The sequence below is a fragment of the Streptomyces sp. NBC_00683 genome (assembly GCF_036226745.1).
Classification (GTDB): Bacteria; Actinomycetota; Actinomycetes; order Streptomycetales; family Streptomycetaceae; genus Streptomyces.
On record NZ_CP109013.1, the window covers coordinates 693,166 to 718,082 of the forward strand.

A 24,917-nucleotide genomic window follows, 5' to 3' on the forward strand; every position below is an offset into this window, starting at 1 on the left:
CGCGCGGTCGCCGGCCAGGCGGCGAACGTACAGCATCGCCCCGGGCCTGACAACCAGGACCGCCTCCACCCGTACTGCGGATGGAGGCGGTTCCTACGCACAGTCAGGGGTGGTGGTCAGTCCCAGGAGAACCATCCGTCGGTCTTCTCCCAGACGCCCTTGTCCTCGAGGAATCCGACGAGGTCCTCACCCACCGCGGCACCGAGGGAGCCCCCCATGATGCCGCCCGCGACCCCGCACGCCGGCAGTCCTCCGCACATTGCCGTGCCCACGGTCACACCCGCGCTGGCTCCTACGGCGGTTGTCGCCCCGGTGATGGCGCCCTTGAGTACGGCCGTCGCCTTGTCCTCACCTCTCAGTATGTTGCTCACGATGTCGGTGACCGCGGTCGCCGCACCGAGGTACTTGCTGGCGTAGGCCGATCCCTTGCTCAGCTGTCTGGCCCATTTGTTGTTCCTGAGGAACGTCAGACCGCGCTGGCCGATCCTGCTGACCTGAGCGGACTCGCTTCTCTTCATCTTGGCGAAGGTGCGGGCGATACCTCCGGCGATCTGCAGGACGTCCAACTCCTGTTCCACGCCGCCCGCCCCCACATTGACGGTGTTCAGCTCGTTGATCTGCTCCAGCGTCTCCTCCGTGTCCTGGAAGCCGGAGTTCCAGATGATGACGCGGAGTTCGTCCCGCATTCCCAGGCCCGCACGGAATGCTCCTGGGATGGGCGACGGGTCGCCGATGCTGATCCACTGGTCGACGATGTCCGTGTTGGACATGCCGCCGCGCTCACGCTCCGGGTGGTAGACCGAGTCGTTGTCCGGTACACCGTTGTTGCAGCCGGTGATGACGCCGGACATGCACTCCGGCACTCCGAGGCCCGTCGGATCCGTGAAGAACACGGGATTGTTCGACGCATAGCTGTAGGAGTTCATGGTCTGCGGTTTGTACGGGGTGGTCACCGGGTCGGTGCTCAGGAAGCGGCCGAGACCGGGATCGTAGAGGCGCTCCCCCATCATGCTCAGCCCTGTCGAGTCGTCCTCCGCCTTGCCGAGGAACCCGCGGTCCATGTCGGCGGGGAGACCGCCGGCCGACTTGTTGCGGGCCTTGCCGAACGGATTGGTGCGCCGCCGGGTGACCACACCACCCACAGCCGCGACCATGAGCTGGGTCGAGGCCTGGTTGTCCGAGAGCAGCCAAGTCAGCTTCCCGTCTGTCGTACCGTCAGCCGCAACGCGGACCGCGAGCGAGGTCCCTTCCGCGGAGTAGTAGCGGGTGGCCTTCGGTGCGGCCGTGCCCGACTTCCTGAGCTCGTGCCCCGACAGGTAGAGGACGTTCTCCCCGGGGGCTCGACGCATCAGGGGCGACCCCTCGGCGTCGTACACGTAGGACGTGACCTCGTCGCCCGTCGGCTTCTTCTGAGTAACCTGGGAAACCCTGTCCTGTGCGTTCCACTCGAAGACGGAGGCGACGGAGTCCACAGTCCGGTCGGTCAGCTGGCCAGCGGCGTTGTAGGTGTAACTGTCGCTTCCGCCATCAGACTTGGCGACGCTCGTCACAGCGTGCGGCCGCGCCTGGTCCGGTGTGTACGCCGTCTCGTCGGCGCTGTAGCCGGGGTACTTGTAGTCCTTGGTGACCGCTGCGGAGGCGACGGACGACTTGTCCGTGACCGACTGGATGTTGCCCATGGCGTCGTACGACCAGCTGGTCTGGTACGGGTCCGGCCCGGCGAAGTCCGACTGCGGCGTGGACGTGCACAAGGTCGCCGCGGTGGTCCAGGCTCCGCTGAGCCGTTGCAGGTCGTCGTAGGTGAAGCACTGCTGTTGCCCGGCGGTGTTCTCCCGCAGCGCGGTGGCGGCGCCGACGTTGTTGCGTGTGTAGGTGTCGTCCTGGACCTTGGCCGAGACGCCACCGGTCAGTGTCGCGGTGGAGATGCTCTTCAGCCAGCCCGTCCCGTTCGCGTCGTCATAGGCGAAGGTCCGTGTCGCGCTCGTGCCGGTGCCGGCGGTTCCCAGCGACCGGGAGACGAGACGGCCGTTGTCGTCGTACCCCGTACCGCTCAGATAGGTGCCGATCGGACTGGCGACCTTGTCGAGGCGACCGCGTGTGTACGTCGATGTGACGGTCTCGGCGGCCAGGCCGCCGATCGCCGGGTGTTGCACCTCGGTGATGTGGTCGCCCGCGTCGTACGTCAGCGAGGTGGTGTACACGCCCTGGAGACCCGAGCCGTCGTCGGGGACGGTCAGCGAGGTCGAGATGGTGCGGCCCCGCGGGTCGTAACCTTCCGTGCGCTTCACGTAGGCGAGCCCGTTCACCTGCCTCGTGGATGTGGCCACCCGGCCCAGCCCGTTGGGTATCTGGCTCGCCGGTGCGTCATAGGTGTACGCGGTGACGACGGTGCTGCCCTGTTTGATGCCCAGTGGCCGGTTCAGTGCGTCGAAGGAGTGCGTCAGCACCCGGCCGGTGGCGTCGGTGGTGGTGGCCAGGTTTCCGTTGTTGTCGTACGTCTGGCTGGTCGGCCCGGCGTCCGGATCCTCTGCCGTGAGGCGCCCGCCCGCCCAGTCGTAGGTGTAATGCGCGGTGTTGCCCTTCGCGTCGTGGACGTACTTGAGCTGTCCCTTGCGCGTGTACTCGTAGGTGGTGGCGTACTGGGCGGCGCCCAGGTTCTCCACCACCTTCGTCACCCGGTTGAAGACGTCCTTGACCGTCTTCGTCGGACTGCCGGAGGCGGGGAACACGGTCATCTCGTCCGCGCCCTGGTATTGCGTGGTCGTCCTGCCCGCGGCCTGGTTCGCATTTCTCACCTTGATCTGTGAGAGCGTCACCCGTCCTGCCCAGTCCGACACCGTGTCGGTGTACGACGGGATGTCCGCGACGGCGGGGTTGACCGGGCCGGAACCCGCGGCGGCAGAATTGTAGAAGGGCGCCGAGGTGCCGGCTACGTTGCCCGAGGAGTCGTACCGGGTCACGGTCACCGTACGACCGGTGCCGGACGGCGCGACGGTCTGGGTCTCACGTTCGCGTCCGAGACCGTCGGCGTAGGTGAAGGCGTCGACGTACGTGGTGCCTGACTGGAGGGCCCGCGACTTCACGACGATCGGGTCCCCGGTCGCCACGCGCGGCACTCCGGTCGCCGACGCAGCCACGGGGACGGTGTAGGTGAAGGCAGACGACGCAGTTCCGTCAGGGTAGTTGGCTGCCTCGGTCGGCTTGAACACCTTGGTAAGACGGCCGACAGCGTCGTACGAGAGCAGCGTGGTGCTGCCGTTCGAGTCGACGGTCTTCCAGGGGGTGTTCCAGAAGCGGGAGATGAAGGTCGTGGAGTACACGTCGGGGTCGGGCGTGGTGACTTTCACCCCACTGATCGGCCAGGAGGTGGCCGGGGTGTAGGTGGTGGTGGTCAGGTTGTTCTTGCCGTCCCAGTTCTTCACCACCCGGCCGGCGGCGTCGAACTGTGCCTTGGTGGTCCTCCACGAGGTCTCCGCGGTGTAGGTGTGTACCTCGGTGGGGTTCCCGTCCACCAGCTTGGGGCCGTTCTCGGAGAAGGACAGCGCACCGTCGTAGTACGTGGTGGTGCGCCGGTCCATGTGGGCCGCCGGGGTGCCGGCCGCCTCGTCGGCTGCGACGGACGTACAGCTGACGCTGTAGTGCCTCAGATCGTCCGGGTACACCATCCAGCGCCGTGTGCCGGTCGAGTCGTCCGCGAGGTCGTCGGTGTTGTAGGCGCGGCCGTACTCCGTGCAGGAGTTGTCCGAGACGCCCGTCTCACCCCACTCGTCGGTGCGCATCGGCAGGCCGAACACGGTCGAGGCCTTCTCCGCGTTGTCGTACTCCTGCTCCACGATCCGCTCCCGCCATCCGGACTCGGAGCCGACCACCTTCTCCAGTGTGGTCGTCCTGCTCTCCCGCACCATCCGGGCATCGGTCAGGCCGGTGTACTGCGCGGTGGTGTACCACCAGTACTCGTGCCACTCACGTTTCTGCGAGTCGCCGTTGTTGTCCCGTGTGGAGGTCTCCAGGGTCTCGCCGGAGAGCCAGGCGTGGTCGGGCCATGCCTTGTCCTCGGAGTCCGTCACGTCGACCGTGCGGGTGGCGGAGGAGTCCGTCTTCGAGGTGCGGTCCCCGTTCAGGCCCCGGTACAGCCAGTGGTAGGTCGAGTGGCGGTTGTCCGCCGCCCCCGTGGTCACCAACACCTTGCCGTAGCCACGCCACTCCGACCATGACTCGTCCTCGTCGTCGACGAGTGGATCCGCGGCGAACCTCCACCCCGGCGCGCCGTCGTACTCGTAGTCCGTGATCATCGAAGGGGCGCCGTCGTCGGCCTTGCCGGGGTCGACCTGGACCCGCTTGGTGACGAACTTCTTGAACCAGCCCGTCCTCTCGGTGCCGCCTTCGGGCGTCCACTTCTGCCAGAAGCATTCGTAGGCGTTGTTCGCCTCGGACGTACCGCCCGTCTCCGGACACTGCCGGTCGACGGAGCCCGCATCGTCGGTGGCGTGCCCGTACGTCGCGGTCACCGTGGAACCCGTCTCGGTGAAGATCTTGTTGACGCGCCGGAAGTTCAGCTCGCCGGAGCCGACCTTGTTGTCCTGCCACTCGCCGTTGAAGTTGATGGTGGGCTCGTCGATGTCGTCGCCCGAGTAGCCACGGCGCTGGATGTAATCCAGCCACAGCTGGTCGCCGATGGCGCCGGAGGGGTTCATGAGCGCGTACTTCATCTGGTACTGCCGGACCAGATCCCAGCCGGAGGTGTTGGTGTCCCGCACGTGCACGTTGATGTCCCACAGGACGTCCCGCTGGAAGAACGTGGGGTAGTACGTCTTGCCGGCGCAGCTCTCACCGTCCTCGGGACCGTCGCAGATCAGGTCGACGGGAACATCCGGGTACGACTCGGGCTCGGCGTCGATGGACGGGCAGTTCGGCGGAGTCGTGTTGAGAGGGTCCTTCTCCGCCATCCGTTCCACACAGCGGTTCACATGCTGGAAGTCGATCATCGCGGGGAGCTGGGCACCGGAGATCTGCGAGGACCAGCCGTAGTCGATCCGCGACAGGTACGAGCCCGCGTCATAGCCGCGTGCCTTGTCCTCGGCCGCCACCGAACGGTAGTAGTTGGTCTCCTTGTTGTAGAAATAGGAGTTCTCCACCTCGTTGGGCGTGACCACCCGGTCCAGGGACCAGCGCCATGCCTGTCGGCACGGGGAGGGGAAGGACGCGTGACACGGCTCTCCGGCATCGTCGCCGACCACCGGCACGGTCAGCACGGAGTTCGTCTTCTCCCGCACGTTGTCCAGATTCAGCCGCTCGGTGCGCCCCCAGCCGAAGTAGTAGCGGGTGCCGTCCTGCTTGGTCAGAACCCAGTATTCGTCCGTGTTGTCGGAACCGAAACCGCCGTTCATCTTCTGCACCCGCCAGGCCGGGTCGTCCTTGATGCGGAAGCTGCCGGTGCCCGTGTCGTCCTGGATGAGTTCGGACGTGACCCCGCCGATGACGACCGTGTAGACCGCGCCGTTCGGGTCGCCGGCGGAGTTCGGTGAGTCCCAGCACAGGTCACCGAAGCCCGGGTGCCCGTCCTGGGTGCAGTTCCTGTACTTGCGCTCGATCGCGCCGACGTTCAGGTCCCAGCCCATGCCGACCCATGAAGCCTGGTTGTTGCTCGCCGACGTCCGCCCGTCGATGCTCTGCGAGTTGTAGGTGAGCGCGAGCTCCGGGGCGACGCCCGTCGGCGGTTTGGGCACCTCGATGGGTACCTGGTAGGTGAACGCTCCCGAGCCGAGCGAGACGTCCCATTTCCCCGAGGGATTCGTCGGGGAGGCCCGGTAGTCCCCGGCGTCCGACGACGAACCGGAGACGAGCGCGTAGACGGCGGGGGCGGCGAGCGCGGCCATGCCCGATATCTGAGCGATCTGCGGGGCGGCCTCGACCACGGCGGTCACCGTCCCGGTCGCCGTGTCGTTGCGCTGTCCCGGCACCGGCTCGCCCGTGGCACAGCCCGGACGCTCGGGTGTGCTCACCGCACAGGGGGGCAGCTTCACCAGACGCAGCCGATCGCCGAAGGAGCCGCCGTAGGCATGCCCGAAGCCGGAGTAGTCGATCATCGCTTCGACCGGTGCCGATGTCTGGCCGCCGTCGTTCCGGGCGACCCGCAGGCCGATCCCCAGGCCTCCGAACGGCTCGATCTGGCGCCGATCCAGGACCTCCACCCGCACCTGAGCCGGCGCTCCGGTCTGCCGCCCGGTCACCGCGGTGGAGACGTTCGCCGCCCGGACCGCAACGACCGATTCCTCGGCTCCGGACGGTTTCACCGACCTGCGGCTCGCCCCGGCCCCGGGCACCGCCACCGTGGCTACACCCTTTTCAGGCCACACGGTCTTCGGGGGCGCTGTGGTCCCGCGTTCCTCCGGCTGTTCGATCGCCGCACCGGGAGTCCTGCCCGGCACGCTCGGTTGGTCGCCCGACGGCAACGCCAGCGCCGCCTCCGGCACAAAGACCACCGCCGAGAGAAACCCGACGATCAACGCCTTGGTGGCGCCAAGCACCACCAGGCGACGTCTCTTCCGCACTGCCCCCACCCCCACCTGAAACCTGAAATGCAGCGACTGATCGGACATGCTCGAGTGCTGACGACACGTCATGTCTCGTGCGGAGACAGCGCTTTCAGCGGCCGTGAAAGTAACGCAGGCCGGCCACCCCGTCCAGCACATGGTGGGCGTAACAGCAGTGACTGGTGGGACTTTTGCTTTCCCCTTGCCAAGGCTCCGCGATCTGACAAGATGCCCGCGTAGTGGCTGTCCCACCCGCCGGGTTCTCCGCCCCTTCCCCGTCGTCTGTCCGACCGTTCCCGCCCCGGTCCATCCCCCAGGTGCCGCAGGCCGCAGGTGTCACCACCGCTGCCGACTCGACGAGAAAGGCAGTTCCGTTGAGAGACCCTCGACCGCACCACCTGGTGACCGCGAGCAAGCCCCAGGCCGCGCGCACGCAGCGACGCCGCCCCTCGCACCTGCGGCCCCGACGGCGGATCAGCCCGACGCCCGTATCCGCGGCATCTGCGTCGGACGGCCTCGGGCCGGTGGCAGAGCGACCGGGTCCTACGTCGTCACGCGTCCCGCCGGATCCGCCGCCACGGAGAAACACCTCAGCGAGAACAGTCCGGTCCGGGCCTGCCGGGCCGTACGGCGCGGCAGGCTGACGCCCGCATCCCCACCACCTGCCCGGTCCAGGAACCACCGTGGTCCCGAACCGAGTTACCCCGCGCGCGTACGCGCTTCCTTCAGGGAGAAACCATGCCTCGCCCCGCGCTGTCCAGAACAGTCGGCACGATCGCCGCCACGGCCGCAGTGCTGCTCACCGCAGGCTTCACCCCGGTGCACGGTTCCTCCTCCGCCGGACCACGGGTGGCCGCCGCTCCGGCAGCGGTCGAGCAGTCCGGCGCCCTCTTCAACAATCCGCTCGGCACGGCCGAGGAGCAGCAGAGAATACGCACCAAGATCCTCCAGTACGTCGGCACCAGCCCCGCCAGTGCTTCGATCAAGGTCGCGCTCTACCACTTCTGGGACCAGGAGGTCGGGCAGGCCCTCGCCGACGCGCATGCCCGCGGCGTCGGGGTCCAGCTCGTCCTCGACGAGAGCACCGTCAGCGCCCGCCCGTCCGACCCGACCTACGGCATCCTCCGGACCTCCCTGGGTGGCGACACCTCACAGCCGTCCTTCGTGACGTTGTGCCCCGCGGGGAAGTCCTGCCTCGGCAGGCCTGAGTTCGGCGCGTCCATCAATCACAACAAGTTCTGGCTGTTCTCCCAGGTCGACGGCGCCGCGGACGTGACGCTCCAGACCTCGACGAACATGTCGCCGTCCTCCTACAGCGCCTTCTGGAACGACGCGTTCGTCGTTGCGAACAACACGGGCATCTACAACGCCTACGCCTCGTACTTCACCGATCTGGTCCGTCACGACGCGGAGAACTGGCGCTACCGCTCCTCCACCTGGAGCCCGTACAAGGCCTACTTCTTCCCGTACTACCCGGGCACCGGCAACACCACCGACACGATCTGGAACACCCTCGACAACGTCACCTGCACCTACACGCAGGACGGCGCGGCCAAGACCACCAAGGTCAGGGTGGCCATGTTCAAGTTCACGCGGCAGGGCGTGGCCGACAAGCTCGTCGCGCTGAAGAAGGCAGGATGTTCCGTCGAGCTCGTCTACACGGAGACCGACAGCAAGGCGAGTTCCGCCGACGGGCAGACTCCCGGTACATGGGAGACCCTCCACTCGGCCACGGGTTTCACCCCGCTCTGTTACCACCACGACCATGACAACAACGCTGCCACCTCGGCACGCGTCATCCACTCCAAGTACCTGCTCATCGACGGCAAGTACGACGGCACGGTCAACAAGGTCCTGTGGACCGGAAGCCACAACTACAGCGGTCCGGCACTCAGGGAGAACGACGAAGCCCTGCTCAAGGTCGACGACTCCGCTCAACACGACCTGTACGTTGCCCACTTCAACAGCGTCAAGGCTGCCGCCGTGCCGGGAACGGCGGACGACGTCCCCCAGTGCAAGGGGGTCCTCACGCAACCCGAAGGCTGACGCGGCCACGGGGCGAGGGCAGCAACTGCGCACGGAACACGGACCGCAAGCCTTGTCTCCCTCCTCCGCCGACGGGAGTGAGGTGTGGGTCGCGCCCCCACGTCCCCGGCCCGTCACCGGGAGGCGAGGCCCGCGGTCCACAGGGTCTGCCTGCTCACGGCGGACAGGCCGGCCAGCACCGTCCTGCGGGGCGCGGGCGGGATGTCGGTGAACGAGGGCACCGCGAGTACCCGGCACCCCGCGGCCTCGGCGGCCGCGACACCGGTGGGGCTGTCCTCCACGGCCAGGCACGCTGCCGGGTCCACACCGAGGGCACGCGCCGCCGCACGGTAGGGGTCGGAGGCGGGCTTGGTGCGCGGCGTCTCGCCCTCGGCGACCGTCGTGCGGAACCGCTCCGCACCGAGCACCTTGAGCACGGCGTCCACGACGGGCCTGGGGGATGCCGAGACCAGCGCCGCGGGGATGTCCAGGTCCGTCAGCAGGTCGAGGAGTTCGAGGGCTCCGGGAAGCACTTCGGTCTCGCGCTCTACGGCGGTAAGGAAGGCCGCGTCGAGTTCCCCGGCCACGGACTCCTCGCTGCGACCGGTGCCGGAGACCTGGTGGAGATGGGCGGCGGTGTCCGCGACCGCGCGACCGAGCACGAACGGCATTTCCTCCTCGCCCAGTTCGTGGCCGAGCCCGGCCGCGGTCTCCCGTACGGTCCGCAGCCACAGGGTTTCGGTGTCGACGAGTGTGCCGTCCATGTCGAGGAGCACGGCGTGCGGGGCGGCGGCGAAGGGCCTGCCGTCCAGCGTCCAGTGGCGGTCGGGGTGCCGTCCGAGCGAGGCGAACACCTGGGGTGCCACGTCGACATGGCGGACGGTACGGGGGGCGCTCCCCGCGTCGATGCCGGGTCCCGCGGCGATCAGCCATGCGGTGCGTTCCGCCTCCGAGCGGCCGCCGTGCCCGCCCGCGTCCACATGGCCGTGGTCGGTGACGACGAGGTACGTCCAGTCCTCGTGCTCGTACGAGGGCCGCGATCGTACTGCCTCCAGGAGCCGCCCCAGACGCTCGTCGGCCGCCAGGACGGAACGGTCGTACTCGCCGCCGCAGCCGAGGAAGTGCGCGGTCTCGTCGGGGGCCCCGAGGTAGACGAACGAGGCCTCCGGATCGTCGCCCGACAGGACCCGTACGGCTTCCTCCGTGATCTGCTCGTCGCACTCCTCCCAGCCCTCGGGGGTGTCCGCGCCGGGTGACACGTACGCGGTCCTTGCCGGGGCCTGGAAGAGCGGCCCGCCGCCGCGCGCGAGCATCAGGGGCTCCCACCCGGCCGCGACGAAGGTACGGCGCCCGTCCCCTTCCGCGAGCCGGGTCGCGAAGTCGGGGAAGACGCCCAGGCGGTGGCCGCTGAAGTTATTGCTCCACACGCCGTGCTTGGCCGCGTTCACGCCCGTCACGATCGTGGCCCAGCAGGGACCCGACATCGTCGGGGTGTCCGCGTCTATCTCCACCGGCGCCAGGAAGCCCTGCCGGGCGAGGGCGTCCAGGTGCGGGGTCGGCAATCGGCGCAGCGTGTCGAGACGTACGCCGTCGATGCCGACGACGAGGACTCGGCGGACACGGCCAGGCATAGGGGTGGTCCTTCCGGTGGGGACGGCCGGCCACGGGCGGGCGGGCGGCCGTGCCGCGTGCGGGATGTTCCTCAGGCGGAGCGGTCGAGCTCGTCGGGGCCGACGCCGTACGCGAAGGGCGCGCCCTGTGCGTACCTCTGCACCTCGTCGACCGCCCAGTGCGTCATGCGGCCGAGCTCGTTGCCGAGAGAGCCGGCGATGTGCGGGGTGAGCAGCACGTTGGGCAGGTGGTAGAGCGGGGAGTCGGAGGGCAGGTGGTCCGGGTCGGTCACATCGATGACGCCGTGGATCCGGCCGGACACGAGCTCGTCGGTGAGGGCGGGGGTGTCGACGAGCGAACCGCGCGCGGTGTTGACGAGCGTGGCCCCGTCGGCCATCAGCGCCAGTCTGCGGGCGTCGAACATGTGCCGTGTTTCCGGGAGTTCGGGTGCGTGGATGGACACCACATGGCTGCGCCGGACGAGTTCGTCGAGTTCGACGGGCTCCACACCGAGGGCCGCGGCGGCCGCTCGGTCGACGTACGGATCGTGCAGCAGCACCGTGAGGTCGAACGGGCGCAGCAGCTCGATCACGCGGCGGCCGATCCTGGAGGCGCCCACGATGCCGATGACGCGGCGGTAGTTTCCCCGCCCCGCGAAGTGCGGGAGGAGTTCGAAGGCGCCCCGGGCGTCGCGGTACTGACGCGCGGCGCCGAGGACCCCCTTGTTGGCGAACAGGATCGCGGCCAGGGTGAATTCGGCGACGGGCAGTGCGTTGGCCGCGGCGGCTGAGGAGACGGCGATGCCTCGCGCCCACACGGCCTCGGTGACGTGGTGCTTGATCGAGCCCGCCGCGTGGACGACCGCACGCAGCCGCGGCATGAGGCCCAGCACGTCGTCGGTGAGTTGCGGGGATCCCCAGTGGGTGAACAGGACCTCGGCAGCGGCGAGGGCCGCCGGGTCGGCTGTCGCATAGTCCGTGACCAGGCGTGAGGTGTCCACGGCCGCGATGTCCGCCAGCCTGTCGAGGCCGCCTTCGGCGAGCAGCGTGCGGTGGACGTCCCTTCCCATGGCGAGCAGGGTGACCGGTCGCCGGACGCTCGGGGTGTGGTCCGGGCCGTGCAGGACGGTGCCTTCCGGTACGAGCACGGTCACTTCACCGCGCCCGCGGTGAGGCCGGAGCGCCAGAACCGCTGCAGGGCGATGAAGGCGACGATCAGCGGGATGACGGCGATGAGCGAGCCGGTGATCACCAGCGAGTAGAACTCGGGCTGCTGGGAGGTGGTGGTGTTCCACATGAACAGGCCGAGGTTGACCGGGTAGAGGGAGTCGTCGTTCAGCATGACCAGGGCGCCGAAGAAGTTGTTCCAGCTTCCGGTGAAGGAGAACAGGAAGATGGTCATGAAGCCGGGGGCGAGCATCGGCAGCGAGATCCGGCTGAAGATCCGCAGTTCGCCCGCCCCGTCGACCCGTGCCGCCTCCAGGACCTCGCCGGGCACGTATCCCTCGGAGAAGACGCGTGCCAGATAGACGCCGAAGGGGTTGACCAGGGCGGGCAGCAGGATCGCCCAGTAGGTGTTGACGACGCCGACCTTGGAGGCCAGCAGGTACATGGGCAGCTGGATGACCGTGGCCGGTACCAGGACCCCGCCGAGCACGACGCCGAACAGTTTCTCCTTGCCCCGGAAGTCGTACTTGTCGAAGGCGTAGCCGGTTGCGGTGCACAGGAAGGCCGATGCGGCCGAGCCGACCACGGAGTACAGGAGGCTGTTGCCGAACCACCGCAGGTAGATGCCGTCGTTGTAGGTGAAGACGTCGTGGATGTTGGAGAAGAGGTTGAAGTCGCCGAAGGAGAAGCCGCCGGTGGCGAACAGGTCGCGGTGGTTCTTCGTCGCCGCGAAGAACAGCCAGCTGACCGGCATCAGCATGTAGAAGGCGGCGAGCAGCAGGATGCCGTTGACGACGCCCTTGGAGAGCAGCTGCGTCGGCCCGCGCCGCCGGCCGGCCGTTGCTGGGCTGCGCTCGGCGGGAGTGGCCGGCGCGGGGACGGGGGCGGATGCCTTGGTGACCGTGTGAGTGCTCATGCGGACTTCCACCGGTTTCCGAGCTTGGTGACGATGTACGAGAGCAGCACGCCGAGGGCGGCGAGCATCAGGGACGCGGCGGCGGCGAGGCCGTAGTCGTGCTGGACGAAGCCGGCCTTCCAGATGAACAGGGTCGGCGACCACTCGGTGTCGACGGACGAGGTGCCCCGCTGGTTGAAGAGCTTGGGCTCGGTGAAGAGCTGGATCGCGCCGACGCAGGTGAAGAGCACGGTCAGGACGACCGCGGAGGCGATCATCGGCACCTTGATCCGGAGGGCGGTGCGGATGGCGCCTGCCCCGTCGACGACGGCGGCCTCGATGAGTTCACGGGGTACGGCCTGCAGCGCGGCGTAGAAGATCACCATGTTGTAGCCGATCCACTGCCACGCGGTGAGGTTGACCATGGAGGAGAGCACATGGTCGTCGCTGAAGAAGCTCCATGAGCCGCCGAGGGCGCCGATCCAGTCCAGCACCGGGCTGAGTCCGGGCGTGTAGAGGTAGATCCACAGGATCGAGGCGATCAGGCCGGGAACCGCGTGCGGGAGGAAGATCGCCAGCTGGAAGAACTTCTTCGCGCGGGCGAGGGCCGAGTCGACGAGCAGGGCCAGCACGAGCGCGGCCCCGATCATGACCGGGATGTACAGGGCGCAGTAGACCGCGATGTGCAGGAACGACTCGCGGAAGCCCTGGTCGGACAGGGCGTTGGTGAAGTTGTCGAGGCCGGCGAACGCCCGTTCCGCGCCACCGAATCCGAGGCCCGTGGAGGCGCGTTCCTGGAACAGGCTCATCCACACGGCGTAGACGATCGGGGCCGCCATGACAGCGGCGAAGAGCACGAAGAACGGGACGATGAACAGAGCCGCCGCGCCCCGCTGGTTCTGCTTCAGCCGGGATGTGCCGGCGCGGGGCGTACCGGCCCGCGCGGGGCGCGCGGCTTTGAGGACGGGTGCTGCCACGGTGGGCTCCTTGGCGGGTGGGCGCTGCGGGGAGGGTGGTCGTGGGGGGCGGGCCGCGGTCAGGCGCGGCCGGCCCCCGACGGGTCACTTGGCGAGCTTGAGCCCGCGGTCCTCGATGCCCGACTCCGCCTTGCGCTGGCCGGCGACGACGCCGCCGCTGAAGCCGCTCTTGGCCGAGGCGTCCTGCACCGCTGTGTAGACGTCCATCTGGTTCGGCCCCCAGGTCCAGCCGGGGACGATGGTGTCGACCTGCTCGGAGGCGAGCTTGTAGATGTCCTGGCCCTTGAAGTACGCGGTGTCGAACTGTGCGGCGGCGACCTCCCGCATCTCCGGGTTGGCCGGCAGGGCGCTGCTGGGGGACTTCTTGTCGCTCAGCCGGGCCTTGACCGCGGCGCCGTCGGTGGTGACCCACTTGATGAACTCGGCCGCTGCCTCGGCGTGCTTGCTGCCCTTGAGGACGCCGTAGGAGGTGCCGCCGTAGTTGCCGCTGGCGGCGGTGCCCCAGTTAGGCATGGGCGCGGCGGCCCACTTGCCCTCGAGGTCGGGCAGGGAGGTCTTCATGCCGCCCGCGGACCAGGAGGCGCCGAGGAAGCTGAGGGTCTTGCCCTCGATCCGGGCCTTGGTCTCCTCCGGGCTCCAGCCGGTGAAGGTCTGCACGAGGTCGTTCTTGATCAGCCCGTCCCAGTAGGCGGCGACCTTCTTGGAGCCGGCGTCGTCGACGGCGGGCTTCCACGCCTCACCCTTGATGGAGAACCACTTGCTGTCGGCCTGCCAGGCAAGTGCGGCGAGCAGAGCGGGGTCCGACTTGGGCATCGAGGCGAGTCGGACGCTCTTGTCCTGCTGCTTGACCTTGGCGGCGGCCGTCTCGAACTCGTCCCAGGTCTTGGGGACTTCGATGCCGTACTTCTTGAACAGGTCGGTGCGGTAGTAGTACAGCTGCGGCGCGGCGTCGAAGGGGACCGTCCAGGTCCTGCCGCCGAAGTTGACCAGGTCCTGGATGGGCTGGGGGAACTTCTCCTTGACGGTGTCTCCGGCGAGTTCGGTGAGGTCGACCAGGTTTCCCTGGCTGGCGAACTCCGGGACCATCTGGTACTCGATGGTGGCCACGTCGGGCGCGTTGCCCGCCTTCACGGCGTTGGCCAGTTTGCTGTAGCCCTCGGCGGAGCTCGGGATCTCCGTGAACTTGACCTGGATGTCCTTGTGGGTCCGGTTGAACTCCTCCGCGGTCGCCTTGGCGCCCAGGGTCCAGGTCCAGTAGTTGATGGTGACCGGCTTGCCGTCCGAAGCGGCGTCGGTCGAGCCGTTGTCCCCGCCGCAGGCTGTGGCGAGCAGCCCCAGAGCGGCGAGGGAGGACACGGCGGCTATACGGAACGAACGTGAAGTGCGCGACATTGCACGGCTCCTACGAGACCTCGTACGGGCGAGAGGCGAACGAGGAACATCATTTGCGCAACATCGATCACAGTCAAGAGAGAACGCACACAACAATCAAATCGATCAGGCAACGATCACTTCGATGCTTGCTTCGTCCCTTCGCTTGCTCCGCAGGAGGCCCTGATCCTCAACTCGGGCAGCAGATCGAGGTGCTGGCGCGGCGTCGGCGTCCGGCCCGACGAGCGCTCGGCCAGCCGCTGCAGGAGAAGTTTCGCCGCCAGCTCACCCACCGCGCGGGTCGGTGGCGCGACCGCGGTCAACGGCACGTCGGACAGCCCGGCCACCTCGTCGTCGTACGCGATGAGGGCCAGGTCGGAGGGGATGGCGATGCCTCGCGCCTGCAAGCGCGGCACGAGCACGACCGCGTCCTCGTCACTGTGGACGAGGACCGCGGTGACCCCCCTGTTCTCGACCGCGTCGACCAGGTAGTCCGCCATCTCGTCGTACTCGCCGTGCCCCCTGATGGCCGGTGATCCGGGTACGGGCGTCAGCCCGAGCGCCTCCACGGCAGCCAGGTAACCCGCGGTGATCTGCGCGGCGTGCGGACCTTCCTGGAGTACGGCGGCGACCGCGCGGTGGCCGAGCTGCGCAAAGTGACCGACTGCTTCCGCCGCACCGTGGGAACGGTCGGTGCGCACTCGGTCGAGCACCGCGGCGGGGTTGCCCGCGGGCGCCGAGCGCTCGATGAGCACAGCCGGGACGGAGCACTCCAGCAGCCATTTCTCCTGGCCGTCGGCCGGTACACCGCCGAACCAGCTGGGAGCGATGAGCAGACCCTCGGCCCCGCCCGCCAGGAGGTGTTCCGCCTGAACCGGGTCCTCGGTGTCCACGTAGCCGGACATCCCGAGCACCAGGCGGCCGCCCTGTGCCTCGACGGTCTCGCGCGCGCCCCGCACGATGTCGGCGAAGATCAGCGTGGTGGTCGGCACGATCATTCCGATCACGACGCCCTCGGCAGCCGGTGGCTGCGGCGCCGCCTCCGCGGGGGCCTGCTCCGTCGGCCACACCACGGCCCCGTGCAGCCGCTGCACCCTTCCCTGGGCGGCCAGCGTCTCCACGTCCCGTCGCAGGGTCACCGCGGAGACCCCTAGCTCGGACGCCAGTTCGGCAACCCTGAGGCTGCCACGTTCCCTGACGAGTTCGAGCACCCGCTCGTGGCGCTGGTCGACGTGCAGACGCATGGGCTCCCCCTGGGGCAAGGCCGGACGGAAGCGGAGACCGCCTCCGCGCAGGTCACTGTATGTCCACTAGCGTATCGAACGTTTGCGTTCAATACGATCGTTCCGGTGTGCAGCTCCGTCGCTTCATCCAGCCTGCCCGTACGGCCCCGGGGACGCCCCGAACTTGGGCCGGCAGACCTTGCCGAAGGCCTGATGTACTTGGATGTGCCTGGATGTGCGCAACGGCTACCGCGGGATTCGGGACGGAACGGTTCACAGCGGGAGGCCGCCTGGCGACCGTCCCCGGGCTGCCCGGCTCAGCTGGACCGACAGCGCGGTGAGAATTTACCAGCAGTGGTGAACAGGACCCACGCGCCCGGCCGGGGCGGGCTCCTAGCGTGGACGCAGGGCGAGACCGATCAAGGACCGCGACCGACCGGCGGGTCCGCCACGGCGCCCGAGACACTCGTCCCGCCCGCTCCTTCCACGAGAGAGTCAACCGTGCCCATTCGCCCCACCGCCGCACAACTGGCCTGGCAGCAGGACGGCTTCGGGCTGTTCCTCCACTTCGGGATCAACACCTTCAACGGGCAGGAGTGGAGTGACGGTTCGCTCGACCCTGCCACGTTCGACCCGACGGAACTCGACGCCCGGCAGTGGGTCGGGACGGCGGTCGCGGCAGGCGCCGGGTACGTCGTCCTGACCGCCAAGCATCACGACGGCTTCTGTCTCTGGCCGACCGGCACCACCGACTACTCCGTCGCTACGTCGCCCTGGCGCGGGGGCAGGGGCGATGTGGTCGCCGAGCTGGCCGAGGCGTGCCGCGCAGCAGGCATCGGCCTCGGGCTCTACCTCTCGCCGTGGGATCGCCATGCCGACTGCTACGACGATCCGGAGGCCTACGACGCCTTCTATCTGCGGCAGCTGACCGAGCTCTGCACCGGATACGGCCCGCTGTACGAACTGTGGTTCGACGGCGCGGGCTCCGAGGGGCGTACGTACGACTGGGACGCCGTCATGGCCGTCGTCGACGAGCACCAGCCGGACGCCATGGTCTTCAACATGGGCCGCCCGACGATCCGGTGGGTCGGCAACGAGGACGGGCTCGCCGCCGATCCGTGCCGGTACACGGTCGATTCGACGGGCATCAGCGTGTACGACGACGGCACGACCCGACTGGGCGCTCTCCAGTACCTGCCGCCCGAGTGCGACGTACCGATCCGCCGGAACTGGTTCTGGCAGCCGGACGACCTGGACACGCTCAAGAGCCTCGACCACCTGCTGGCCATCTGGTACCACTCGGTCGGACTGGGCGCCGGACTGCTCCTGAACGTTCCGCCCGACCGCAGCGGACGGATCGACCCCGCGGACCGGGAGCGGCTGCTGGAGCTTCGCGAAGAGCTGGGGCGCCGGTTCGCACGGCCGGAGGCCGCCACGCTGACGGCGGGGGCGGACGGCACGGTGGTGGCCCGCTTCCCGGAGCCGGTGGTTCTGGACCACCTGGAACTGCGGGAGGACCTGTCCGACGGGCAGCGGATCGACGGGCACGAGGTGCGCGCCGACGACCGCGTCCTCGCCTCCGGCCATACCGTCGGTGTGCGCCGGCTCCATGCCTTCCCCGCCGTCGAGGTCCGCGAGCTCCGTATCCGGTTGGCGGGAGCGGACGCACGCCTGCTCGCCGTCCACGGCTTCCGCACCGGCCACGGCACGGATCCCGTTCGACCGGAGCCGCACACACCCGTGGAGAAGCTGGACGGCGGACGTCCCAGCTGAAAGCCTCACGGCCGGGGCACGGAAAGCACGACGACAGAGCCACGTCATGCTGAAGCACCGGACCTCGGCCGACGAGGAGGACACGATCGACACCGCCGAAATGGGCCGGCACCCGCTGGACACCGCCAGCATCATGAACGCGAGGAACACCCTCCTTGAACTCCTGGGCCGCGCGGGAGTCTTCCGGGACGAGGCCGAGGAGCTGATCGCGCTCGTCGAGGCCGGCGCGATCGCGGACGCGCACAACGAGGTCGGGAAGGCGGAGGGCCTCCCGGACGAGAAGGGTGAGCCGTACGACACCGGCCGGCACGACGGCGCCCGGGCCGTCCGTGACGAACTCGCCCGCATCGCCGAGCGGGCCCTCGATCGTGCCATCGGCCCGGCGTTGTCCGGTTCCGAGGGGGGCACCGAACGGGGCCATCACCCCGTCGGGCAGGTGGACGTGGAGCGGGCGAAGGTCGCCGTGACGCCGCTCAGTCGCTCCTTCAGCGACGCCTCGGTCCTCGACCCCGAGGTGTCGGACGAGGTCCTCACCGCGGTACTCGGCACGATGAGCGTCGTGGGACGGGTCGGATACGCGGGACAACTGGAGCAGTTCACCGAGTCCCATCGGCAGCGGCTCGCCCGGGTGTACGCGCAGTACGGGCCCGGCAGCCGCATCGCCGTCCACGGCCGCTACTCCCTCCTCCACTCCCCCACGAGCATCGCCGTACTCGAACGCCTCACCGCCGCACCGGCAGCGCTCCGGGCGGAATGGGAGCACGCGGAGCTGCCCCCGGCGTGGCTGGAGGGACTCGCGACCGCATGGCGCTCATCGGAGGCCCCGCCGGGGTGACGCCCCCGCCTCGCCCGCCCGGGCCCGAGGACCGTGACTGCCGGTTCAGGGGTTCAGAGCAGATCGGCCTGCGCGGGGGTGTCGTCCAGGAAGCCGCCCGACTGGTGCTGCCACAGCTTCGCGTAGGTGCCCTCGGACGCGAGCAGTTGCTGGTGTGTGCCCTGTTCGACGATCCGGCCTCGGTCCAGGACGACGAGCCGGTCCATGGTGGCGACCGTGCTGAGCCGGTGCGCCACCACGAGTGCTGTCCGTCCCTCCATGAGGTGCCACAACGCCTTCTGGACGAGGACTTCGCTCTCGGAGTCCAAGGCGCTGGTCGCCTCGTCGAGCAGCAGGATCGGCGCGTCGCGCAGGATCGCCCTGGCGAGGGCGACCCGCTGCCGCTGCCCGCCGGACAGCTTGACGCCCCGCTCGCCCACCATGGTGTCGAAGCCGTCCGCCAGACCGTCGGCGAACTCCGTGACGTGAGCCGCCTCGGCCGCGCGGCGGATCTCGGCTTCGGTGGCGTCCGGCCGGGCGAACGCGATGTTCTCGCGCAGCGTGCGGTGGAACATCGCCGGGTCCTGCGGCACGTAGGCGATCAGGCTGCGAAGATCGGCCTGGCGCAGCTTGGTGATGTCCTGCCCGCCGATCAGGATCCGGCCGGAGTCGATGTCCGTCATGCGCAGCAGCAGTCTTCCGAGCGTCGTCTTGCCGCCGCCGGACCGGCCGACGAGCCCGATCTTCGCGCCACTGCTCACATCGAGGTCGAGGCGCTCGAAGAGTGGCTTCGCGCCCGCGTGGGCGAAGGTCACCTGCTCGAAGCGGACATCGGCGGCCTTGGACAGCAGCGGTTCCGGCGACGGCGGGTCGAGCACGACGGGCTGGTCCAGCAGCAGTTCGGTGAACTGCCCGGCCTCCGTCATCGAGCTCTCCAGGCGCCGGTAGATCTGGTTGAACTCGAACATGATCCGCGTCGCGTTGGTGTAGTACGTGAAGGCGACGACGACCGCCTCCACGCCGTGCCCGCCCCCGCCGAGAGTGACCGCGAGCAGCAGGCCCATGGCGTTGGTCAGCACGGACATCGGAGCGACGAGCGTGTCGATGCGCAGGTTGCCGTAGTCCCAGGACCGCAAGGTGAGCCGGCGGGACTTCGCGACGCGTGAGCGGTGCTCGGCGGCCTCGCGCCGCTCGGCGCCGAAGGCCCGGACGGTGTCCATGTTCATGAGGCTGTCGGCGACGTGGCCCGACACCTGGGCAATGGCCTCCTCGCGCTGGTCCACGAGCGCCTGCCGGCGGCGGATGAGGGGCATCACGCACAGGGCGGTCAGCACGATCATCGCCAGGAGACCTACGACGAGCAGCGGTTCGTAACTCCACAGCACGACCGACCCGAACAGCAGCGGCACGAAACTGCCCACGACCGAGAAGGTCAGGGTGTCGACGAACTCCTCGAAGCGCGAGGCGAAACTCAGGACCCGCTTGGTCAGCGACCCGGCGAAGTTCTCGTGGAAGAACGTGGCGTCCTTGGCGAACAGTTCGTCCATGCCGATCACGTAGAGGTTCTCGATGCCGCGGGCGTCGAGGCGGTTCAGGAAGTGCAGACCGATGCGCCAGAACGCCTCCGCGAGGAGCAGGACCCCGGCGAAGCCGAGCACGTAGGGCAACATCGAAGTGATGGTGGTGCCGCCGCCGTCGGCGATGTGGCCGACGAGTTTCGCCACGATCAGCGGCGCGATGTAGTTGATGCCGATGTTGCCCAGTGCCGGTGACAGCATCGCGGGTGCAGTGAGCCACCGGAGCCGGACCAGCTCCCTTCCGTAGTAGCGCAGTGCCAGGAGCACGGACCCCTTGCCCGGCGATTCCTCGTGTGTTTCGGTCAGTCCCATTGCCACCCTGTGCGGTCGTGCGGCGGGCCCGCCCACGCGCCTCGGGGAGGCGTCGTCGCGGTGCCGGCCGCGGGGCGATCGGGTTCGGCTGCATGCCTCGGCGGGATCGCCTTCCGACCGGGCAGGGCATGGCTGCGGAGCCCCCGCGCGGCTCGCGGTGATGTGTCCGCGCGAGTACGGGGGGCCAGGAATCGCAGTGTCCCGCGTCGGCGTCGGGATGGTCCACGCGTTTTTCTCGGCCACCGGCGACGCCGCAATCGGGTCAGCGCCGCCTCTGTCGACGGGGCGCGGAGCGGGAGTCAGCGCCGGGGCATGAAGGAGCCGACCGGACTCGGGAGGCAGGCGACGCACGGGGGTGCACCGGTTCGCCCTGCCCGGGGAGCGGGGGCCGGTGCCCGGTGGCACGCTGCTTGTGTACGAGGTGCGTGACCTTCCGTGACCGTCCGTGCCCTCCCGCGACCCAAGGAACCACCGTGATCACTACTGACTTCGTTCCCGGCTCCCCGTGCTGGCTCGATCTCGGCTCGCGCGATGTCGCGGCGTCGGCGGCCTTCTACGGCGCCGTGTTCGGCTGGGAGTTCCAGAACCTCGGTCCCGGTGCGGAGGACTACGGCGCCTTCAAGCTGGACGGCAAGGCGGTCGGTGGTCTGGGCAGGCTCACCGAGGAGGGTGCCCGTCCGGCGTGGATGATCTACTTCCACACGGCGGACGCCACGGCGACGACCGAGACCGTACGGCGCCTAGGCGGCACCGTGAGGGTCGAGCCGATGGACGCCGAAGGAGCGGGCCGGATGGCGCAGTACACCGACCCGCGCGGTGCCCAGTTCGCCGTCTGGCAGCCGGGGGAGATGAGCGGGCTGGAGGTCGCGGACCAGCCGGGATCCCTGTGCTGGACCGAGCTGTACACGACGGACGCGGCCGGCGCCAAGGACTTCTACGGCAACCTGTTCGGCTGGACGACCCAGGACATGCCCCTTCCGGGCGGCGGCGGAACGTACTCGATGATCACCCCGGCAGGCCAGTCGGCGGAGCGCATGCACGGTGGCCTGATGGAGATGCCCGCCGACCAGCTCGTCGCGACCGGCGGTCAGGCCTACTGGCATCCGGTGTTCGCCTCCGCGGACTGCGACGCCACGGTCGACCGGGTCAGGACCAACGGCGGCTCGGTGCAGATGGGCCCCGAGGACGCGGAGGGAGTCGGGCGGCTGGCGCTCTGCGCCGACCCGGCAGGCGCGGACTTCGTGGTGCTCACCCCGGCCCCGCCGCTGTAGGCCCCGGTCGGACGCGGTGGTGCCGGTCAGTGGCGGCCGGCACCCTCGGGGGGCTGCCCGCGGTGGCAGACAGCGGGCCGAGCCGGCGGGAATTGCCCCGCGGCTTCCCTTGGACGGATGTACCGCGGTTGTGCCTGCCCCGGGGACGGCGGATTCTGTAGGGGATGAATGGGGCTGATGTGGCGCCATTGACTGCATGGAACGCTGAGCAGAATGCCGACTTCCGTGGTCCCCTCGATGTCACCCGGGCGGCCACCGCGGTGGTCGACGCCCAGGACACGGTCATCGGATGGAGCCCTGCGGCGGAACGGCTCTTCGGCTTCCCCCCGGACGAGATCATCGGTCGGCCTCTGGCCACGTTCCTTTCACCCGGCCCGTCGCCCTCCGTCCCCCCTCTCCGTTCCCGTTTCCGGGGGAACGAGACCCACGTCGCCCGGCACCGGGACGGGCGTGAGCTGGTCGTCGCCACCGCGGTGTGTCCCCTGTCGGGCGGCGGTGCTGCGGAGCGCGTCCTCGTGGCGACGGAGCTGAAGGATCTCCGGCTGTGGGAATCCCAGCTGGCCCTGTTGAACGGGCTGGCCACCCAGTCACCCCTCGGCCTGGCCATCTACGGCACCGATCTGCGCCTGACCTGGTGCAACGCGGCGTACGAACAAGAGATCGGACGACCGTTCGCCGAGTTCCGCGGCTTGCGGGCCGATGAGCTGTACTCCGACGGAACGTTCCTGACCAAGGGACATCCGCCCACGCTCGACGGAGTCATGCGTCATGTACTGGACACGGGTGAACCCTTTCTGGATTTGCATTTCCAGGGTCGGCCGCCCAGCGACCCTCTGACGGTCCACCTCTGGTCCTGCGCCTACTACCGGCTCCAGGACGCCGACGGACACGTGCTCGGGGTGTGCGAGGACGCCTTCGACATCTCCGATCGCTACAGAGCTCAGCGGCGGCTTGCCCTGCTGGTCGAGGCAGGCCGCGGGATCGGCACCGCCCTCGATGTCGTGGTCACCGCCGAGAAGATCACCGAGGTGGCGGTGCCGGAGTTCGCCGCCACCGTCACGGTCGACCTTTCGAGGGCGGTCCTGGAGGGCGAGGTGCCGGCCACCGGCGGCGCGGCGGCGATGGCGCTGGTACGGGTCGCCCACCGCTCGGCCGAGGAGACCGACCGGGACAAGCCGGGACAGCGGCCTCCTCCCCCGGTGAAGCACTCACCTCGGGAGTACCCGTCCGGTTCGCCGCAGTACCGCAGCCTCTCCTCGGGCGGGCTCGTGCTCGACGACACGACCCTGGTCGTGCCGCTGCGGGCCGGGAACAGCACGCTGGGACTGGTCACCTTCGTCCGCAGCACCGGTGGGGCCACCTTCGACAGCGGCGAAGTGGCACTGGCCGACGAGCTGGTCGCCCGTACGGCCGTGTCCATCGACAACGCCCGGCGCTTCACCCGTGAGCGCACCGCCTCCCTGGCCCTGCAGCGCCAGCTGCTGCCGCAGCACGTACCGCAGCAGTCCGCTGTCGACCTGGCCTACCGCTACCTGCCCACGGACGCCGTGACAGGGGTCGGCGGTGACTGGTTCGACGTCATCCCGCTGTCCGGGACCCGGGTCGGACTCGTGGTCGGGGACGTGGTCGGCCACGGTCTGCAGGCAGCGGCCACCATGGGGCGGCTGCGTACGACCGTGCGCGCGTTCGCGCAGATGGACATCGATCCCGACGAACTGCTGTCACGGCTCGACGACCTGGTGGGGCAGTCGTCGGAGGAACTGTGGGGTGAGCTGGGCACGCCCGAAGCCGATGTGACCATCGGGGCGACATGCCTCTACGCGGTCTACGACCCGGTCTCGCGGCGCTGCGCCATGGCCAGGGCCGGGCACCTGCCACCGGCGGTCGTCGACCCGGAGGGCCGCGTGTCCTTCCCGGATCTGCCGGCCGGCCCGCCGCTGGGCCTCGGCGGGCTGCCGTTCGAGTCCATGGAGATCGAGCTGCCGGAGGGCAGCCTGCTGGCTCTCTTCACCGACGGCCTGGTCGAGTCGCGCGACCGGGACATCGATCAGGGACTCGCCATCCTGGGCGGTGTGCTCGGCGACCGGCACGCGTCACTCGAAGAACTCTGCGACCGGGCCGTCGCGGAACTCCTGCCGGACGGTACGACGGCCGACGACACCGCCCTGCTGATCGTCCGCACCCGCGAACTCGACAGATCGCAGGTCGCCGAGTGGGAGCTGCCCGCGGAACCGATCGCCGCGGGCCGCGCCCGGGACCTGGCCAACGAGCAGTTGCGCGACTGGGGCCTGGAGGAACTGTCGTTCGCGACCGAGCTCGTCGTCAGCGAACTGGTGACCAACGCGGTCAGGTACTCCGAGGGACCGCTCCACGTGCGCCTCATCCGCGACCGCACCCTTCTGTGCGAAGTCGCGGACACCGGCCACACCTCACCGCACCTGCGCCACAGCGGCGAGGACGACGAAGGCGGGCGCGGTCTGTTCATCATCGCGCAACTCGTCCAGAGGTGGGGAACGCGCTACACCCGCTCCGGCAAGACCATCTGGACCGAGCAGGCCTTCCCTTCGACGGATGAGCCCCGGAACTCCAGGGAATAGGTTAGGTTAGGCATGCCTAAGTAACAGCACCCGGGCCCCGCCGACCGCTCCCCTGGAGAATGTGGATGCACCCCTTCAGCGCCCGCCCCACCCGGCCGACCCCAGCCGAACGCGTGCGATCGATCCTGACCGCGGCCCATTCGATGACGGTAGTGAGCGACGGCCTTCAATCCGAGGTGCGCCACCTCGACGGCAAGGGCGCCATGGGACACATCCACATGCACGAGCCGTCCGAGGCCGGCCCCTCCCTGCCCGCCCCGCGCATCCCGGTGCGGCTCGAGTTCACCGACATCGCCCCCACGCCCGTACGCGACCGGCTGCGCGCCCGCGTCACGGTGACCGGCCTGCTGGCTGCGCCGTACACGGCAGAGTCCACGGAGAGCACCTGCATGGAGTTCGGCCAGGCAGTCCTCCATGACTCCGGCGGCCGCGCGTTCGTCACGCTGGAGGCGCTGCAGGCGACGGACCTCGATCCGATCGCCACCAGTGAGGCGGGCATGCTGACCCATCTCATCGACAGCCACAGAGAACTGGTTCCCCTGCTCCTGCGCCTCGTGCGACCGAAGCTGACCAGGGGGATCGCGCGCGCCGTCCCGGTGGCGATGGACCGGTACGGCGTGACGCTGCGGCTGGAAGGCCCCAGCACCCACCGTGACGTCCGGCTGCCGTTCGCGACGCCCGTGACCGACATCGCCCAGGCCCGCCCCCAGATCCACGCACTGCTGGCCGCGGCCCGCCGCGCCTCCCACCCCAACCGCCTGCTCGCCTGATC

General features: G+C 69.2%; 14 protein-coding genes. 6 read left to right on the forward strand and 8 right to left on the reverse strand.

Annotated features, from left to right (window positions below; genetic code table 11):
• Positions 1-116 precede the first annotated feature (116 nt).
• Positions 117-6,551, reverse strand: a complete 6,435-nt coding sequence (locus OG257_RS03225; RefSeq protein WP_329204530.1) for an RHS repeat-associated core domain-containing protein — start codon at positions 6,549-6,551, stop codon at positions 117-119.
• A 720-nt stretch (positions 6,552-7,271) separates the two neighbouring features.
• On the opposite strand from OG257_RS03225, the gene OG257_RS03230 reads away from it, so the two are divergent.
• Positions 7,272-8,579 (forward strand): phospholipase D-like domain-containing protein, encoded by a 1,308-nt coding sequence (locus OG257_RS03230; protein ID WP_329204531.1) that lies wholly within the window; start codon positions 7,272-7,274, stop codon positions 8,577-8,579.
• 113 nt (positions 8,580-8,692) lie between these two features.
• Here the strand turns inward: OG257_RS03230 and OG257_RS03235 are convergent, their stop codons facing one another.
• The 6 genes from OG257_RS03235 to OG257_RS03260 form a co-directional block, all read right to left on the reverse strand.
• Complete coding sequence (locus OG257_RS03235) at positions 8,693-10,189, reverse strand: HAD-IA family hydrolase (protein ID WP_329204532.1); 1,497 nt, start codon at positions 10,187-10,189, stop codon at positions 8,693-8,695.
• A gap of 71 nt (positions 10,190-10,260) precedes the next feature.
• Positions 10,261-11,238, reverse strand: coding sequence for a hydroxyacid dehydrogenase (locus tag OG257_RS03240; protein ID WP_329214878.1), 978 nt, complete (start codon positions 11,236-11,238; stop codon positions 10,261-10,263).
• 80 nt (positions 11,239-11,318) lie between these two features.
• On the reverse strand, positions 11,319-12,251 hold the full coding sequence (locus tag OG257_RS03245; RefSeq protein ID WP_329204534.1) for a carbohydrate ABC transporter permease: 933 nt from the start codon (positions 12,249-12,251) through the stop codon (positions 11,319-11,321).
• On the reverse strand, positions 12,248-13,102 hold the full coding sequence (locus OG257_RS03250) for a carbohydrate ABC transporter permease (RefSeq protein ID WP_383182796.1): 855 nt from the start codon (positions 13,100-13,102) through the stop codon (positions 12,248-12,250). Before OG257_RS03250 ends, OG257_RS03245 begins: the two co-directional genes overlap by 4 nt.
• A gap of 189 nt (positions 13,103-13,291) precedes the next feature.
• A complete protein-coding gene (locus OG257_RS03255) occupies positions 13,292-14,599 on the reverse strand; it encodes an ABC transporter substrate-binding protein (protein WP_329204538.1) in 1,308 nt (435 codons plus the stop codon).
• 116 nt (positions 14,600-14,715) lie between these two features.
• Entirely contained in the window at positions 14,716-15,822 is a 1,107-nt protein-coding gene (locus tag OG257_RS03260) for a substrate-binding domain-containing protein (protein ID WP_329204540.1), read from the reverse strand.
• Between the two features lie 480 nt (positions 15,823-16,302).
• Between OG257_RS03260 and OG257_RS03265 the strand changes: the two genes are divergently transcribed.
• Positions 16,303-17,574 carry an alpha-L-fucosidase gene (locus OG257_RS03265; RefSeq protein ID WP_329204542.1) on the forward strand — a complete coding sequence of 424 codons (1,272 nt, stop codon included), beginning with the start codon at positions 16,303-16,305 and terminating at the stop codon, positions 17,572-17,574.
• Between the two features lie 46 nt (positions 17,575-17,620).
• On the forward strand, positions 17,621-18,409 hold the full coding sequence (locus tag OG257_RS03270) for a hypothetical protein (RefSeq protein ID WP_329204544.1): 789 nt from the start codon (positions 17,621-17,623) through the stop codon (positions 18,407-18,409).
• A gap of 53 nt (positions 18,410-18,462) precedes the next feature.
• On the opposite strand, the gene OG257_RS03275 is transcribed toward OG257_RS03270, so the two are convergent.
• On the reverse strand, positions 18,463-20,277 hold the full coding sequence (locus tag OG257_RS03275; protein WP_329204546.1) for an ABC transporter ATP-binding protein: 1,815 nt from the start codon (positions 20,275-20,277) through the stop codon (positions 18,463-18,465).
• A 473-nt stretch (positions 20,278-20,750) separates the two neighbouring features.
• Between OG257_RS03275 and OG257_RS03280 the strand changes: the two genes are divergently transcribed.
• From OG257_RS03280 to OG257_RS03290, 3 genes are all read left to right on the forward strand, one after another.
• Positions 20,751-21,548, forward strand: coding sequence for a VOC family protein (locus OG257_RS03280; RefSeq protein ID WP_329204548.1), 798 nt, complete (start codon positions 20,751-20,753; stop codon positions 21,546-21,548).
• 188 nt (positions 21,549-21,736) lie between these two features.
• On the forward strand, positions 21,737-24,145 hold the full coding sequence (locus OG257_RS03285; RefSeq protein WP_329204550.1) for a SpoIIE family protein phosphatase: 2,409 nt from the start codon (positions 21,737-21,739) through the stop codon (positions 24,143-24,145).
• Positions 24,146-24,210: 65 nt separating this feature from the next.
• A complete protein-coding gene (locus OG257_RS03290) occupies positions 24,211-24,915 on the forward strand; it encodes a DUF2470 domain-containing protein (protein WP_329204552.1) in 705 nt (234 codons plus the stop codon).
• The last annotated feature ends 2 nt before the right edge of the window (positions 24,916-24,917 follow it).

Excerpts from the sequence above, each read along its gene's own strand:
- OG257_RS03240 (WP_329214878.1), bottom strand. The coding sequence starts at position 11,238 with ATGGGAAGGGACGTCCACCGCACGCTGCTCGCCGAAGGCGGCCTCGAC.
- OG257_RS03290 (WP_329204552.1), top strand. The coding sequence starts at position 24,211 with ATGCACCCCTTCAGCGCCCGCCCCACCCGGCCGACCCCAGCCGAACGC.
- OG257_RS03245 (WP_329204534.1), bottom strand. The coding sequence starts at position 12,251 with ATGAGCACTCACACGGTCACCAAGGCATCCGCCCCCGTCCCCGCGCCG.
- OG257_RS03230 (WP_329204531.1), top strand. The coding sequence starts at position 7,272 with ATGCCTCGCCCCGCGCTGTCCAGAACAGTCGGCACGATCGCCGCCACG.
- OG257_RS03260 (WP_329204540.1), bottom strand. The coding sequence starts at position 15,822 with ATGCGTCTGCACGTCGACCAGCGCCACGAGCGGGTGCTCGAACTCGTC.
- OG257_RS03255 (WP_329204538.1), bottom strand. The coding sequence starts at position 14,599 with ATGTCGCGCACTTCACGTTCGTTCCGTATAGCCGCCGTGTCCTCCCTC.
- OG257_RS03270 (WP_329204544.1), top strand. The coding sequence starts at position 17,621 with ATGCTGAAGCACCGGACCTCGGCCGACGAGGAGGACACGATCGACACC.
- OG257_RS03275 (WP_329204546.1), bottom strand. The coding sequence starts at position 20,277 with ATGGGACTGACCGAAACACACGAGGAATCGCCGGGCAAGGGGTCCGTG.
- OG257_RS03235 (WP_329204532.1), bottom strand. The coding sequence starts at position 10,189 with ATGCCTGGCCGTGTCCGCCGAGTCCTCGTCGTCGGCATCGACGGCGTA.